Here is a 13808-nt window from a genome sequence, read left to right on the forward strand (position 1 = left end):
GCGCCTTGCCGTCGCCACAGCGGTTGCTCGGGGTCCGACGCCGCCCGTCTGCCCCGGCGCCGCCACGCCGGCGCGATCGATACGCCACGCCGACCGGAATCGCCGAACCAGACCCGACGAAGCGGTTCTCCCCCGCGCCAACCTGCGCTAGGAACGATGCCATGCTCGACATCCGCCGCATCGACGATCGTGTCTCGGTCGCCCCGCAGATCGCCCCCGAGGATATCGCCGCGATCAAGGCCGCGGGCTTCGTCGCGATCGTCAACAACCGGCCCGATGGCGAGGAGGGCGGCCAGCCGACCAGCGACGCGATCCGCGCCGCGGCCGAGGATCACGGCCTCGCCTACACCGCCATTCCCGTCACCCACGCCGGCTTCTCGATGCCGCAGGTCAGCGCGATGATCGACGCGCTCACCACCGCGAACGGCCCGGTGCTGGCCTATTGCCGCTCGGGCACCCGCTCGTGCAACCTGTGGGCGCTGGCGCAGGCGGGGCTCGGCGCCGATGCGGAAGCGCTCGTCACGCAGGCGCGCGGCGCCGGCTACGACATCTCGGGGCTGCGCCCGCTGATGGAAGCCGTCAAACCCGCCGAGTAAGCGCGCGGCATCGATCGCCGACGCGTCATCCTTCCTCCCGACCGATCGACCCGCATGAACTGGATCGTCTTCGCCGCCTCGCTCGCCGCGGTGCTCGCGCTTGCCGGGCTCGCCGCGTGGCTCAAGCTCGGCGGCACCGACCGGCGGCTCGCCGACCCCGAACAGGTCATGCGCGCCGCGGAGGAAGCGCTGCCCGGTTTCGTCGCGCAGTCCGCGGCGGTCGGCAGCGACGGACGCGCGGCGCTGATCTTCGGCGACGGCCTGCGTATCGTCGTGGTGAAGGCACACGGCGCGCGCATCGCGGCGCGCGAGATCGTCTGGCGCGACGTTCGCGCGACGCATGAGGGAATGGTCGTCGCCACCGGCGAGCGGCGCTTCGGCGAGGTGCTCGTCGCCGGCGTCGACAATCTCGACGTCCGCCGGCTGGCGCCGCAACTGACACGCGTGTAAGCACCTTTCCATAACAGGAGAGGCTTGCCGCGCACCATGGCGCTACCCGACCCCGTAAGCCTGGCGGTGCCCGGCTTCGTCCTGCTCGTTCTCGTCGAGATGATCGTCGCGTGGGCGAAAGACCGGACGCGCTACGAAGCGCGCGATACGCTCACCTCGCTCGGTCTCGGGCTCGGCAGCACCGTCGCCGGCGTTCTGTCGGCGGGCGCCGTCTTCGCGCTCGCCACCTGGCTTCACCGCTTCCGCCTCTTCGACATCGGCTACGCCTGGTACTGGTTCGTCGTCGCCTTTGTGCTCGACGATTTCGCCTATTACCTCTTCCACCGCTCGGCGCATCGCGTCCGCTGGTTCTGGGCGAGCCACGTCATCCATCACAGCTCGCAGCACTATAATCTGTCGACTGCGCTGCGACAGACCTGGACCGGCTTCTTCAGCCTTACCTTCCTCTTCCGGCTGCCGCTGTTCCTCCTCGGCTTCCCGCCCGCGATGGTGTTCTTCGTCGCCGGGCTCAACCTCGTCTACCAGTTCTGGATCCATACCGAAGTGATCGGCCGGCTGCCGCGCTGGGTCGAGGCGGTGATGAATACGCCCTCGCACCACCGCGTCCACCACGCGACCAATCCCCGCTACCTCGATCGCAACTACGCCGGCGTGTTCATCGTGTGGGATCGCCTGTTCGGCACGTTCGAACCCGAGCGCGACGATGATCGGCCGCGCTACGGCATCGTTCACCAGCTCGGCAGCTTCAACCTCTTGTGGGCCGCGTTCCACGAATGGATCGTGATCGCGCGCGACACATGGCACGCACCCTGGGGATCGAAGCTCGGCTACCTCTGGCGCCCGCCCGGCTGGAGCCACGACGGCTCGCGCCCCACCAGCGAGAGGCTCAAGGCCCAGTGGCTGACGCGCGAGGAGGCACGGCGGCCGGATCGTTCGGCCTGAAAGTTACGGCTAGCTACTGCCAGTCAGCTGTCACATGGCAGTGCCAGAGTGTCACAAGGCGGACCAGACGATGAAGCGGACACTTGTGACGATCGCGATTGCTGTCGTGACGGCGCCGGTTCAATCCACGGCGCAACCATCACCAGCTACGTCATCGCGTCTGTCACCCGTTCAAGCGGTCATCAACGCAGCGGAAATGCCGCGTGGCATCGGCGGCGTGTTCGAGATGGTCGTGCGCGCGACGGGCAGGCAGGACGGCTTTCTATACCTCAATTCCGAGAAGGATTATCGCGACCCCCGCAATTTGACGATCGTGATCGCACCGCCGCAGGAGCAGGCGCTGGTCGAGCGCCTCGGACAGCCGATCGAAAACCATCTCGTGCGCAAGGTGATCGCCGTCCGCGGCGTTGCTCGCAAGACCAGGATCGACTTCACGGCAGATGGGCGGCCGACCGGAAAATACTATTTCCAGACGCACCTCGTTCTCAGGTCGGCACGCGATCTCACGGTCGAGGGTGAACGCTCGATCCCCTGATCGAACATCGAGTAATACCGCACCATTCAATCCGTGGCGGACATGATCCGCGCGCGCCTCGCGCGGGCCCGTCCCTCACGTCACCAGTTTCTCCAGCGCTGCCACTGTGTCCGCCTCCGCCGCTGGCTTGTCGGTCCGGATGCGCGCGATCCGCGGGAAGCGCATCGCGACGCCCGATTTGTGCCGCTTCGATGCGTGGATCGAATCGAACGCGATTTCCAGCACCAGCGTCTTTTCCACCTCGCGCACCGGCCCGAAGCGCGCGACCGTCTTGGTCCGCACGAACTTGTCGAGCATCTTCAGCTCCTCGTCGGTGATCCCCGAATAGGCCTTGCCCACCGGCAGCAGCTCGCCGTCCGCGGTCCAGCAGCCGAAGGTATAGTCGCTGTAAAAGGATGAGCGGCGCCCACTGCCGCGCTGGGCGTACATCATCACGCAATCGGCAGTCAGCGGATCACGCTTCCACTTGTACCACAGCCCCGCACGCCGCCCCTGGACATAGGGCGAGTCGCGCCGCTTGAGCATCATCCCCTCGATCGCGGCGTCGCGCGCGCCGGCGCGAATGCCCTCCAGCGCGGTGAAGTCCGCCGCCTCCACCACCGCGCTCACGTCGAAGCGATCGGGGTCCAGCCGCGCGGCGAACGCCTCCAGCCGCGCGCGGCGCGCGTGCCACGGCAGTTCGCGCAGATCCTCCGCGCCGTCGAACAGGATGTCGTACAGCCGCACGAAGGCGGGCGCTTCCTCGAGCATCTTCGCCGACACAACCTTGCGTCCGAGCCGCTGCTGCAGCGCGTTGAAGCTCGCCGCGCCGCCGCCGTCCTCCAGCGTGCCGCCCTGCGCCTCACCCTTCACCAACAGTTCGCCGTCGACCACGCCATGCGTCGCGAACGCCGCGGCGACATCGGGAAAGGCGCGCGTCATGTCGTCTCCCGTACGGCTGTAGAGCCTCGTCTCGCCGCCACCTTCGCCGGGTACGTGGACGATCTGCACGCGAATGCCGTCCCACTTCCACTCGGCGACATAATCGGCGAGGTCGAGGCGCAGATCCTCCAGCGGGTGCGCGAGCATGAACGGGCGGAACACCGGCACGTCGGCGGCGGTCGGCTGCTCGCCGCGCCCCTCGGCCCAGGCGAACAGCGCGTCGTACGGCGGGTCGATACCGTGCCACACCTCCTCCACCGCCTCGACCGCGATGCCGAAGGCATCGGCCAGCGCCTGCTTGGCAAGCCGCGCGGACACGCCGACGCGCAGCGCGCCCGTTGCCATCTTCAGCAGCGCGAACCGCTCCTCGGGATCGAGCACGTCGAGCATCGCGGCGAGCGCCGCCGGCGCCTCGCCGCGCGGCAGATGCATCAGCCGATCGACCACCGCCGATACGCTGAGCGGCGGCACGTCGGGCAGAACCTTGGGCGTCGGCCACAGCAGCGATACCGTCTCCGCCGAATCGCCCACGAAGTCGCGGCTCATGCGATAGAGGACGGGATCGATCCGCTCCTCGATCAGCCCGCGGATCACCGCCGGCTTGACGCCGGGGATGTCCAGGTCGCCGGTCAGCGCCGCCATCGCCCAACCACGGTCGGGATCGGGCGTCGCGCGTAGATAGTCGCCGATCAGCTTCAACTTGGCGTTGCGCGACCGCGTATAGATCAACGAATCGAGCAACTGGGCGAAGGCGTGCATGGCGCAGCCAACGCATGGCACCGCGGTTGCGCTCCGGCTATCGCGTCGGGCATGCCGCGAGCGCCCGCCCTCCTCCGGTACCTCGCCGGCGTGTCGATCGTCGTCGCGCTTGCGATCCTCATTGGCGGCTGGCGCGCGGCGCATCGCGATCCGGTCGTCCGCCGCGTGACGCTGGCCTTGCCCGATTGGCCGCGCGGCGCGCCGCCGATCCGCGTCGCCCTCGGCAGCGATATTCACGCTGGCGGCGGCGCGGTGCCGGCGGATCGCCTCGTGAGGATGATCGACCGGATCGCTGCGACGAGCCCTGCGCTGGTGATTCTCGCGGGCGATTTCGTCGATGGCCGCGCAGGCCGAACCGCGCGCGCCGCCGCCCCTTCGCTGGCCGCCGCGCTTCGCCGCCTGCACCCGCCGCTTGGGACGATCGCGGTGCTCGGCAACCACGACAATGACAGCGATCCCGCCGCGGTCGCGCGCGCGGTGCGACGGTGCTAGAGAACGAGGCGGTGGTGCGTGGCCCGCTGGTGATCGGTGGCGTAGGCGACGCGTACAGCGGGCACGATCGCGTGGCACGCACGGTTGCGGCAATGCAAAGCCACCCCGGAGCGCGGCTGTTCGTCACCCACTCACCCGACATCGCGACGAAATTGCCGCCGACTGCGACGCTGCTCGCCGGCCATACCCACTGCGGCCAAATCGTGCTGCCGCTGATTGGCGCACCGTGGGTGCCGTCACGCTACGGCAACCGCTATCGCTGCGGCATCGTGCGCGAGAGTGGGCGCACGGTAATCGTCACGGCGGGACTCGGCACCAGCATGGTACCTTTGCGCATCGGTGCGCCGCCCGACATCTGGCTCGTCACGCTCGGCCCGCGACGCAACTGAAGCGTCGCGGCCTTGCGATCAGTCGATTGCGTCCTTCACCTTCTTGCCCGCGACCAAGCCCAGCACCAGCAGCACGACAAAGATCGCGATCGCGACAAAGAACAGGATCTTGGCGATACCGACGAACGCGCCGCCGACCCCGCCGAACCCCATCGCGCCCAGGATTAGCCCGAGCACGAGGAAGATCAGCGCCCACTTCAGCATGGCGCGTCAGGCCTTGCGGCTGGCTTCGAACAGGAACCAAGCGCGTTCCTCGGCCTGATCGGTCCACTCGTCGACGATCCCGCTCGTCGCATTGTCCTTCGCCTCGTCGGCGGCGTCCTTCACCACACGGAAGCTCTCGACCAGCTTGAGGTTGTCCTCGCGCAGCTCGGCGAGCATCTCCGCCGCGGGCACGAAGTCCCGGTCGTTGTCGGCGATCGTCTGCCGGCGCGAGATGTCGCCGATCGAGCGCAGCGTGACGTTACCCGTCTTGCGCACGCGCTCGGCGATCGCGTCGGTCACGCCCAGGATCTGCGCCGCCTGATCGTCGAGCAGCAGGTGGTAATCGCGGAAATGCGGCCCCGAGACATGCCAGTGAAAATTCTTGGTCTTAAGGTACAGCGCGTAGCAATCGGCGAGCGACGAGTTGAGCGCATCGGCAACCGACTTGACGTCGTTGCGCTGCAGGTCGGTCGGGGTCTTCAACTGGGGGGCGATATCGGCCACGGTTTCGGCTCCATCAGAACGGTTCGTTGCGACAACGGACCGATCGCGGAATCGCTCCACGCACGCCGCCGATCGCAATCTCGCGCCGGCCGATCAGATCAGCCGCATCGCCGACAGGCCGAACACCACGCCCGCGATCACCAGCAGCGCGGCGGTGGTCCAGCGGATCGCGCGCTGCGGCAGCGCGAGCCACTGCTGCTCGCCGATCAGCGCCGCCGGCGCTGCCACGGCCAGCGCGCCGATCGTCGCCCCGATCGCAGCGAGCCACGGCAGCGCGCTCCCCGCCGCCAGCGCGGCGACGATGAACTGCATGCGATCGCCGAAGATCATGATCGCGAGCCCCAGCACGCTCGTCCCGCACGCGCCGAGCCGCCATCCCTCCAGCCGATCGGGGGAGGTCGCGCGCAGCGTCGTGCTCGCCCCCGCGAGCACCAGCGCCAGCGCGAGCAGCAGCAGCCGCGCATTGGGCGTCAGCAGCGGCGCGATCAGCAGCGCGCCGAGAACGCCGAGCGCGTAATTCGCGGCAAGGCCGGCGGCGGTTGCGGCGATCACCAGTCCCGGCGCCCGGAAGCGATCGGCGAGGATCGCCGCCAGCCACGGCGTCTTGTCGCCCGCCTGGCAGATCGCACCGAGCACCAGCGCGGCCATCAACTCACCCATCGTGAACGATCACGCCGCGAAACGCACCTGGCAGGCCGCGGCGAACGCGGCCGAGGCTGCCGCATCCTGTCGGTCGCTACCGACCGCTTCGCGCAGGATGCCGAGCCAGCCATGGACGAGCGCGCCGCGCTCGCCCCGTGCCAACGCCGCTTCGAGCAGCTGCGCCACCGTCACCGCTGGCAGCATCTGCGCGCGGTGCGCGGTGCGCCGGATCGCGTCGATGTCGCCCGCGATCACGCCGGGCCGCGCGCGCCACTCGATCGCGCCGATGCGATGCAGCAGCTCCGCGCGCACGTCCTGCAAACCGTCGTTGGTCATCGCCTGCCCCTCCCCGGATCGAGGTGGCATGCCGCCGCAACTCGATCACGCACCGATATGGCATGCGCGATGTAAAGGCGGCGTTACTTCGCGGGGCGGCACTGCGCGATAGAGGATGAAGCCGGATGCCCGAACAACGCCTGCCGAGCCTTCGCAATAGAGCGTACGCCAGTCCGTATTTCCCTATCTGAGCACGACGCCGAACGACGCGAAGCGCGCGCCCGGCTTGACTTGCCCCGCCCGATCCGCCATGCGGCGCAGCGTTGGAAGCGGCGCGCCCACGCTCGCCGCTCTTTTTTGTTTTGCTTCAAAAGAACAGGATTCGCGGGTCATGGCAAAGCCGACCACCGTCAAGATCAAGCTCGTCAGCACGGCCGACACCGGCTTCTTCTATGTCACCAAGAAGAACCCGCGCACCAAGACCGAGAAGCTGAGCTTCAACAAGTATGATCCCGTCGTGCGCAAGCACGTCGAGTTCAAGGAAGCCAAGATCAAGTAAGCGGCCGCGTCGCTCTGCGCTTCGGGCGCAGCGGCGACCCTGCGCGTTCGATCGAGCCGTCGCCGCACCCCGGCGGCGGCTTTTTGCGCGAGCAGCGTCCGCCAACGCGTAGCCGACCGTCAGCGCGACTGGCCCGTACCGCCCCCTTCACCGCAGCGCACGGGGCCACCGGCCGAGGCCTGTACCGTGCACTTCGCCTTGCCCGTCACCGTCACGCTGCCGAGCCCGGTTGAGGTGACCGCCGCAGTGTAACGCGCCGCCGCCCGCGTCTCGCCCGGGCCGTCTAGCCGCACCGTCAGATCGTTCACCGCGAGCTCCGTCGCGTCCATCGTTCCCGCGCCGTCGGTCAGCAATCGCGCCCGGTTCGCCCGCCCGCCGAGCGTCACCGATCCCGCGCCAAGGATCGATGCGTACAGCTGATCGGTATCAGCCTGCGCCACCGCGAGGCGTCCGCTGCCGGTAATCGACAGATCGATCCACTGCGCCTTCATCCGATCGACCGCAACCTGCGCGCCCGCCGTCACGAACAGCGTCGTCAGCCGCGGTGTCGACAGCGTCACCACCGGCGCGCTGCCGTCACGGCGCAGCGGCGTCTCGCCCCACCCCCCGGTGCCGATCCGCACCGTCAGCGTCGTACCATTGACCGCGATTGCGAGGCGCTCGAGCAACTGCCGGTCGCCCGACGCCTTCGCACCCGGTGACGTTCCCGTCACGATGCGCACCTCGAACGGCCCGTCGACACGCACGCGATCGTAACTGCCGACCGAGAAGACGCGATCCGCCGCCGACGCCGGCGTCGCAGGTAGCAGGAACAGGGCAAGCGATAGCAGGCGAAGCGTCATGCGCGCACGTCGCACCAACCGCGCGCGCCGCGCAAGGGGTTCAGCCGCCGCAGCGCACCTCGCCGGCGCCCATCTTGCTTGTCTTGCAGCGCGCCTTCGGCCCAAGATCGACGTCGCCCGATCCCATGATCGAAACCTTGGCGTCGCCGTCGACCATCGCCTTGACGCTGCCTGATCCGGCAATGTTGATCGATGCGCCGCGTGCCTGAAGCCCGCCGCCGTCGACATCCCCCGATCCGGCGATATTGATCTTGAGGGCATTCGCCGTACCGCGCGCCGCCGCGCTACCCGATCCGGCGATCGACAGGCCCAGCGTATCCAGCGCTACCGCGCCCAGCATCATGCTGCCCGATCCCGCAATCGCGCCGTCGAACGCACCGCCTTCGACGCGGTCGATGGTCATGTCGCCCGATCCGGCCAGGTTCGCTGCGGTGATGCGCGGCATCGTCACGTAGATCTTGATGCCTTCGCCGCTGTTCCAGTTGATGCCGCCAAGCCGCGCGCGTCCGACCCGCAGCGAATCACCCATGCGCGCGATGCGGATCTTGTCGAGCGTCTTGGCGTCACCTTCGGCCCGCACGGAAAAGCCCGAGCCGACCCGTACATCGATGTCGTCGGGCCCACGCTGATCGATCTTGATGAAATCGGCCGCGGCGTAACTGCGTGTCGTGCCGCTCCCGCTTGCGCCGATCGCGGCGCCGTCGTCATCGTCGGACCAGCTGATGTTGCACGCAGCAAGCGGCATCAGCATTGCCAGGGTCAAAGCACGCATGATCGATCCTCCTCCTGTGTATCACTGTGTTAATACACTAGAGGATCGCTCGCAACCCTGCTTCAGCTACCGCACGTGACGCGACCGCTTCCCATCCGCGTCACGCTACACCGCGCCCCGCGGCCAAGATCGACCGAGCCGTTGCCGACCAGCGAGACGCTGGCCGTGCCGATGACGCTGGCGCGCACACCACCCGACCCCGCCATCGCCACGTCGGCGCTGCGCGCCCGAAGATCGGGTGCGACCAGCCCGCCCGAGCCACCGGTGTTGACGGCAAGCTTCGCAGCCGTGCCCGCAGCAGCAACGCTGCCCGATCCGCCGATCGCGACGTCGAACTCGTCGACGGCGATGCGCGCGAACGACAGCGCGCCCGATCCCCCGACCGCCGCATTCAGCCGGCTGCCGGTGACCTGATCCACCCGCATACGCCCCGCGCCGCCGACCGACGCGCTGGCGAGGCGCGGCAGCGTGACGGATATGCGCACCTGCTGCTCCAGCCGCCAGTCGCCGTTGCGCGCACCCTTCGGCCGGCGCAGCGCCAACGTGTTGCCGTCGCGTTCGACGCGCAGCGCTGCGAGTGCTGCTGCAGGGCCGGTCGCGCGCACCGACCACGTCGGCCCGACGCGCACGTCGACCGTCGCCGCCGTGCCGAGCGCAACGCCATCGAACCCCTGCGCTCGGTAGATCGTCGCGTCGCCGCTACGTTCACCCGCGATCGCAACGCCGCCTCGATCCTGCGCGATCGCCACACCGGCGAGGGGAAGCAGCAGCAGGGCAATGAAGCGCATCGTCGATCTCCAACAGGTTCGAGCCACGGATAGCGCTACCGACTACGTATGTAAACGACCCGTGGCGAACAAATAAAAAGGGGCGCCCCATCGGGAGCGCCCCTTGATCCTCATCGGTACGACCGTGTCAGGCCGCAACCTTGTCCTTGTTGTAGATCGCCGCTGCCGCACGCAGGATTTCCAGGATCTTCTCCTGCGCTGCCGGCTCGTCGATCTGCTCCATCGCGGCGAGTTCGCGGGCGAGACGGCTCGTCGCGCCCTCGAAGATCTGCCGCTCGGAATAGCTCTGCTCGGGCTGATCCTCGGCACGGAACAGATCGCGGACCACTTCGGCGATCGACACCAGGTCGCCCGAATTGATCTTCGCCTCATATTCCTGCGCGCGGCGCGACCACATGGTGCGCTTCACCTTGGGCTTGCCCTTCAGCGTTTCCATCGCCTCACGCATCGTCTTGTCGCTCGACAGCTTGCGCATGCCGACGCTTTCGGCCTTGTTGGTCGGCACGCGGAGCGTCATCTTCTCCTTCTCGAACCGCAGCACGTACAGCTCGAGCTGCATGCCGGCGATTTCCTGTTTCTGCAGCTCGATGACACGGCCGACACCGTGCTTCGGGTAAACGACGTAATCACCGACATCGAAATGCAGCGCCTTGGCAGCCATAGGAACCGGACCCTCGGGGTTGATCACGCCAGGGACGCGGAAATGCGCGGGCCGGTGCCCGCCCGTATCCGGCCTGCAAAAGCGTGAAGGGTTGAGCTTCTCCAGCGGACGCGAAAGAGCGATGCGTCCGTCGTGGTCTTATATAGCAGCGTTGCAGCAATATTACCAGCGCCGATCGGACAGCATCGCTGGCGTTTTCACGCGCGCACGAAAAACCGCCGCGCCAGTGCGATCCCGGCGCAGCGGTTGACGGTCGCGCAAGGCCCGGCGGGCGGGCGACGGCGCGCTGCGATCAGTCGCCCGCGCCTGCCTCGGCCGAGAAATACTTGTCGTACTTGCCCTCTTCACCCTTGTGCTCGTCGGCATCGGCGGGGGTCTGGTCACCCTTGCGCGTCACGTTGGGCCACTGGCTCGAGAAGGTCGCGTTGATCTCCAGCCACTGCTCCAGCCCGCTCTCGGTATCGGGCAGGATCGCCTCGGCGGGGCATTCCGGCTCGCACACGCCGCAATCGATGCACTCGCTGGGATTGATGACGAGCATGTTCTCGCCCTCATAGAAACAGTCGACCGGGCACACTTCGACGCAATCCATATATTTGCAGCGGATGCACGCGTCGGTGACGACATAGGTCATGGCCGGTAAACTCCCCTCAGTCGGACTTGGGCGCTGCTGCTATGCCTGCCTGCCGCCAGCGTCAATCGCTCGCGCCTTCCTGCGATTCACTCTCGTCTAACGCGCCGGGCTGTAGCTCGCGATAACATCCTTGCGCCTCGGGTGCCGGACCGCGGCGCAGCGGCAGCGCCTCGATGCGGATGACGCGCACCGCACCTGCCTTCGCGAAGGTGACGATATTGCCGATTCGCACCGCCGCGTGCGCGCGGTCGATCACCCGGCCGTCGATCCGCATCCGCCCCGCCGCCGCCATCGCCTGCGCCGCGCTCCGCGTCTTCGCCAGCCGCGTGAACCACAAATAACGGTCGAGCCGCATCGTCGCGCCCGCATCCTGAGCGTCAGCCAAGCCCTAGTTCCACCAACGCGGCGAAGGCGTTGTCGCGGCGCGGTGCGGCAACCTTGGCCGGCGGTCGCCCGCGCCATGCCCAGCGGCCCTCGGGCAGCGGGCGGAAGCCTAATTCTGTCATCAGCCGCGCAATCGTCCCCGCCTCCAACCCGATCGACGTGGCGAGCGCCGGATCGGGCACGAACGGCGCCCGCCCGTTGCGCGCGTCATGCGCTGCGCGCGCGATCCGCTCGACCAGATCGATGCGCGCTGCCTGCGCGCCGAGCGGCCGGTAGCCCGCCTCGATCACCGCGCCGGGCGCGCCGCGCGGCAGCACGCTCGCGCCGTCGCGCGGGGCATCGGGCACCGCCAGCCCCGCCGCGGCGAGCAGTGCCGCCCGCCAGCCGCGCGCGCGCGGTCGCAGCAGCCGCGCGTCGAACAGGTCGAGCGCGCCGATCGTCACGCCGGCACGCCGCAGCCGCTGGCGGTCAGCACCGGTCAGCGCCTCCACCGCGACGCGGACCGGCAATCGTGGCGTCAGCCCACCGCTCGCCTCGATCGCGCCGGCTACGCTGCGCAGCGCCGGCGTCGCAGCCGGATCGCGCGCCATCGTCGCCAGTGCGGTGAGCGCTGGCAGGTGCGCCGCGATCTGCCCCTCCACCCAGCGCTGCATCCGCTCGGCCGCCGCGCGGCGCTGCGCCGGATCGAGGCAATTGAGCGCATCGTCGAGTACGACGACAGGCCGCGCCAGCGAGCGACCGCGTGCCAGCCGCCCCGCGACATGGCCGCCCCACACTATACCGCCACCCGGCTCCAACACGAAGGCATCGTCGGCCGACCCTACGAGCGCCTCGCCGCGCGACCGCCGCTCGCTCGCCAGCCGCTTCTCGGCGGTCGCCAGCAGCAGTCGCTTGTCGCTCGCCCGCGCCTCGGGCGCGACGGTGAAACGAAAGCCGTCGAGCCGCCCGATCGCATGCGTGTCGATCGTCACCTCGCCCTGCGGCCCGATCTCGACCGGCAGCGCGCCGGCCCCCGCGCCGATCTGCTTCATCAGCGCGCTGGTCCGCTTGTCGACGAAACGCTGCGTCAGGCTGGCGTGCAGCGCGTCGGACAGCCGCTCCTCTACCGCCAGCGTGCGCGCCGCCCAGTGCGCAGGGTCGGCGAGCCAGTCGCGGCGCTGCGCGATATACGCCCAAGTGCGGATCGCCGCGACGCGCCCGGCGATCGTCTCGACGTCGCCATCGGCACGGTCGAGCCGCGCCACCTCATCGGCGAACCACTGGTGCGGCAGATATCCTTCCGCGAGATAGCCGAATACACGCGCGACGAACCGTGCGTGCGGCTCGACGCCCAGCTTCTGGAAATCGGGAATGCTGCACGCCGCCCACAGCCGATCGACCTGCCCACGCGCCCGTGCGCGCACCGCCGGATCGTCGGTCAGCCGGCGCAGCACGGCAAGATCGACCGCTTCGGGCGCGGGACGCAGCGCATCGTGCATCGGCGGCGCGCTGAGCGAGGCGAGCAGCGCGTCGACGCTCGACAAATCGGGCGCACCCTCGCGCCAGAACAGCGTGTCGAGCGTGGGAAATCGATGTTCCTCGATCGCCAGCACTTCCTCGGGCAGAAAGGCGTCGGGGCCCTCTTCCGCGATCGCGCCGAACGTGCCGTCGCGCTGGTGCCGCCCCGCACGGCCCGCGATCTGCGCCATCTCCGCGGTGAACAGCCGCCGCCGCCGCTTGCCGTCGAACTTGTGCAGCCCGGCGAAGGCGACGTGCGCCACGTCCATGTTGAGCCCCATGCCGATCGCGTCGGTGGCGACCAGATAGTCGACCTCGCCGGCCTGGAACATCGCTACCTGTGCGTTGCGGGTGCGCGGGCTGAGCGCGCCCATCACCACCGCCGCCCCGCCGCGCAGCCGGCGCAGCATCTCGGCAACGGCGTAGACTTCCTCCGCGCTGAACGCGACGATCGCCGAGCGGCGCGGCAGGCGGCTGATCTTCTTCGCACCGGCGTAGGACAAGTCGGAGAAGCGCGGCCGCTCGACGATCTCGACACCCGGCACCAGCGCACGCACCACCGGCTTGAGCGCCGCCGAGCCGAGGATCATCGTCTCCTCGCGCCCGCGCGCGTGCAGCAGTCTATCGGTGAAGACGTGCCCGCGCTCGGCATCCGCGCCCAGCTGCGCCTCATCGAGCGCGACAAAGGCGACGTCGCGGTCGATCGGCATGCTCTCCGCGGTGCACAGGAACCAGCGCGCGTCTTTGGGCACGATGCGTTCCTCGCCGGTGATCAGCGCCACGCGCTCCGGCCCCTTCATCGCGACGACGCGGTCGTACACCTCGCGCGCCAGCAGCCGCAGCGGAAAGCCGATCATGCCGCTCGAATGCGCCACCATCCGCTCTACCGCGAGGTGGGTCTTGCCGGTATTGGTCGGCCCCAGAACCGCGGTAACGCGGGCGTTGTCATGGCCAGGCATGC

20 protein-coding genes are annotated in these 13808 nt (G+C 68.8%); 7 read left to right on the forward strand and 13 right to left on the reverse strand.

Annotated elements, in window-relative coordinates; genetic code table 11:
- Positions 1-161 precede the first annotated feature (161 nt).
- The 4 genes from F1C10_RS09040 (at position 162) to F1C10_RS09055 (ending at position 2523) form a co-directional block, all read left to right on the forward strand.
- Entirely contained in the window at positions 162-596 is a 435-nt protein-coding gene (locus F1C10_RS09040; RefSeq protein WP_185205566.1) for a TIGR01244 family sulfur transferase, read from the forward strand.
- Positions 597-650: 54 nt separating this feature from the next.
- On the forward strand, positions 651-1046 hold the full coding sequence (locus F1C10_RS09045; RefSeq protein WP_185205568.1) for a hypothetical protein: 396 nt from the start codon (positions 651-653) through the stop codon (positions 1044-1046).
- A gap of 36 nt (positions 1047-1082) precedes the next feature.
- Entirely contained in the window at positions 1083-1988 is a 906-nt protein-coding gene (locus F1C10_RS09050; protein ID WP_185205570.1) for a sterol desaturase family protein, read from the forward strand.
- Between the two features lie 70 nt (positions 1989-2058).
- Positions 2059-2523 (forward strand): hypothetical protein, encoded by a 465-nt coding sequence (locus tag F1C10_RS09055; RefSeq protein WP_258042809.1) that lies wholly within the window; start codon positions 2059-2061, stop codon positions 2521-2523.
- 75 nt (positions 2524-2598) lie between these two features.
- On the opposite strand, the gene F1C10_RS09060 is transcribed toward F1C10_RS09055, so the two are convergent.
- Positions 2599-4203, reverse strand: coding sequence for a cisplatin damage response ATP-dependent DNA ligase (locus F1C10_RS09060; protein ID WP_185205572.1), 1605 nt, complete (start codon positions 4201-4203; stop codon positions 2599-2601).
- A gap of 51 nt (positions 4204-4254) precedes the next feature.
- On the opposite strand from F1C10_RS09060, the gene F1C10_RS16690 reads away from it, so the two are divergent.
- Both F1C10_RS16690 and F1C10_RS16695 read left to right on the forward strand, forming a co-directional pair.
- Entirely contained in the window at positions 4255-4695 is a 441-nt protein-coding gene (locus tag F1C10_RS16690; protein ID WP_258042810.1) for a metallophosphoesterase, read from the forward strand.
- Positions 4689-5084, forward strand: coding sequence for a hypothetical protein (locus F1C10_RS16695; protein WP_258042811.1), 396 nt, complete (start codon positions 4689-4691; stop codon positions 5082-5084). Before F1C10_RS16690 ends, F1C10_RS16695 begins: the two co-directional genes overlap by 7 nt.
- Before the next feature lie 18 nt (positions 5085-5102).
- Here the strand turns inward: F1C10_RS16695 and F1C10_RS09070 are convergent, their stop codons facing one another.
- The 5 genes from F1C10_RS09070 to F1C10_RS09090 all read right to left on the reverse strand — a co-directional run bounded on the left by F1C10_RS09070 (position 5103) and on the right by F1C10_RS09090 (position 7103).
- Positions 5103-5288: a DUF1328 family protein gene (locus tag F1C10_RS09070; RefSeq protein WP_185205573.1), complete on the reverse strand. Its 186-nt coding sequence runs from the start codon at positions 5286-5288 to the stop codon at positions 5103-5105.
- 6 nt (positions 5289-5294) lie between these two features.
- A complete protein-coding gene (locus F1C10_RS09075; RefSeq protein WP_185205575.1) occupies positions 5295-5792 on the reverse strand; it encodes a Dps family protein in 498 nt (165 codons plus the stop codon).
- A gap of 93 nt (positions 5793-5885) precedes the next feature.
- On the reverse strand, positions 5886-6440 hold the full coding sequence (locus tag F1C10_RS09080) for a TMEM165/GDT1 family protein (RefSeq protein WP_258042812.1): 555 nt from the start codon (positions 6438-6440) through the stop codon (positions 5886-5888).
- A 21-nt stretch (positions 6441-6461) separates the two neighbouring features.
- Complete coding sequence (locus tag F1C10_RS09085; protein WP_085808777.1) at positions 6462-6770, reverse strand: hypothetical protein; 309 nt, start codon at positions 6768-6770, stop codon at positions 6462-6464.
- 183 nt (positions 6771-6953) lie between these two features.
- Positions 6954-7103, reverse strand: coding sequence for a hypothetical protein (locus F1C10_RS09090; protein ID WP_185205579.1), 150 nt, complete (start codon positions 7101-7103; stop codon positions 6954-6956).
- Here F1C10_RS09090 and rpmG point away from each other — a divergent pair.
- On the forward strand, positions 7102-7269 hold the full coding sequence (gene rpmG / locus F1C10_RS09095; RefSeq protein ID WP_028967260.1) for a 50S ribosomal protein L33: 168 nt from the start codon (positions 7102-7104) through the stop codon (positions 7267-7269). The genes F1C10_RS09090 and rpmG overlap by 2 nt on opposite strands.
- A gap of 119 nt (positions 7270-7388) precedes the next feature.
- Here rpmG and F1C10_RS09100 read toward each other — a convergent pair whose 3' ends face one another.
- The 7 genes from F1C10_RS09100 to F1C10_RS09130 form a co-directional block, all read right to left on the reverse strand.
- Positions 7389-8111: a GIN domain-containing protein gene (locus tag F1C10_RS09100; RefSeq protein ID WP_185205581.1), complete on the reverse strand. Its 723-nt coding sequence runs from the start codon at positions 8109-8111 to the stop codon at positions 7389-7391.
- Between the two features lie 40 nt (positions 8112-8151).
- On the reverse strand, positions 8152-8883 hold the full coding sequence (locus tag F1C10_RS09105) for a head GIN domain-containing protein (protein WP_185205583.1): 732 nt from the start codon (positions 8881-8883) through the stop codon (positions 8152-8154).
- A gap of 62 nt (positions 8884-8945) precedes the next feature.
- A complete protein-coding gene (locus F1C10_RS09110) occupies positions 8946-9671 on the reverse strand; it encodes a GIN domain-containing protein (protein ID WP_185205585.1) in 726 nt (241 codons plus the stop codon).
- 127 nt (positions 9672-9798) lie between these two features.
- Positions 9799-10332 (reverse strand): CarD family transcriptional regulator, encoded by a 534-nt coding sequence (locus F1C10_RS09115; RefSeq protein WP_085808781.1) that lies wholly within the window; start codon positions 10330-10332, stop codon positions 9799-9801.
- 292 nt (positions 10333-10624) lie between these two features.
- Positions 10625-10966 carry a ferredoxin FdxA gene (gene fdxA / locus F1C10_RS09120; RefSeq protein WP_185205587.1) on the reverse strand — a complete coding sequence of 114 codons (342 nt, stop codon included), beginning with the start codon at positions 10964-10966 and terminating at the stop codon, positions 10625-10627.
- 61 nt (positions 10967-11027) lie between these two features.
- Positions 11028-11321 (reverse strand): S4 domain-containing protein, encoded by a 294-nt coding sequence (locus F1C10_RS09125; protein WP_185210160.1) that lies wholly within the window; start codon positions 11319-11321, stop codon positions 11028-11030.
- 22 nt (positions 11322-11343) lie between these two features.
- Entirely contained in the window at positions 11344-13806 is a 2463-nt protein-coding gene (locus F1C10_RS09130; protein ID WP_185205589.1) for a helicase-related protein, read from the reverse strand.
- Positions 13807-13808: the final 2 nt, after the last annotated feature.

It is taken from the genome of Sphingomonas sp. NBWT7, assembly GCF_014217605.1.
In the GTDB taxonomy this organism is placed as follows: Bacteria; Pseudomonadota; Alphaproteobacteria; order Sphingomonadales; family Sphingomonadaceae; genus Sphingomonas.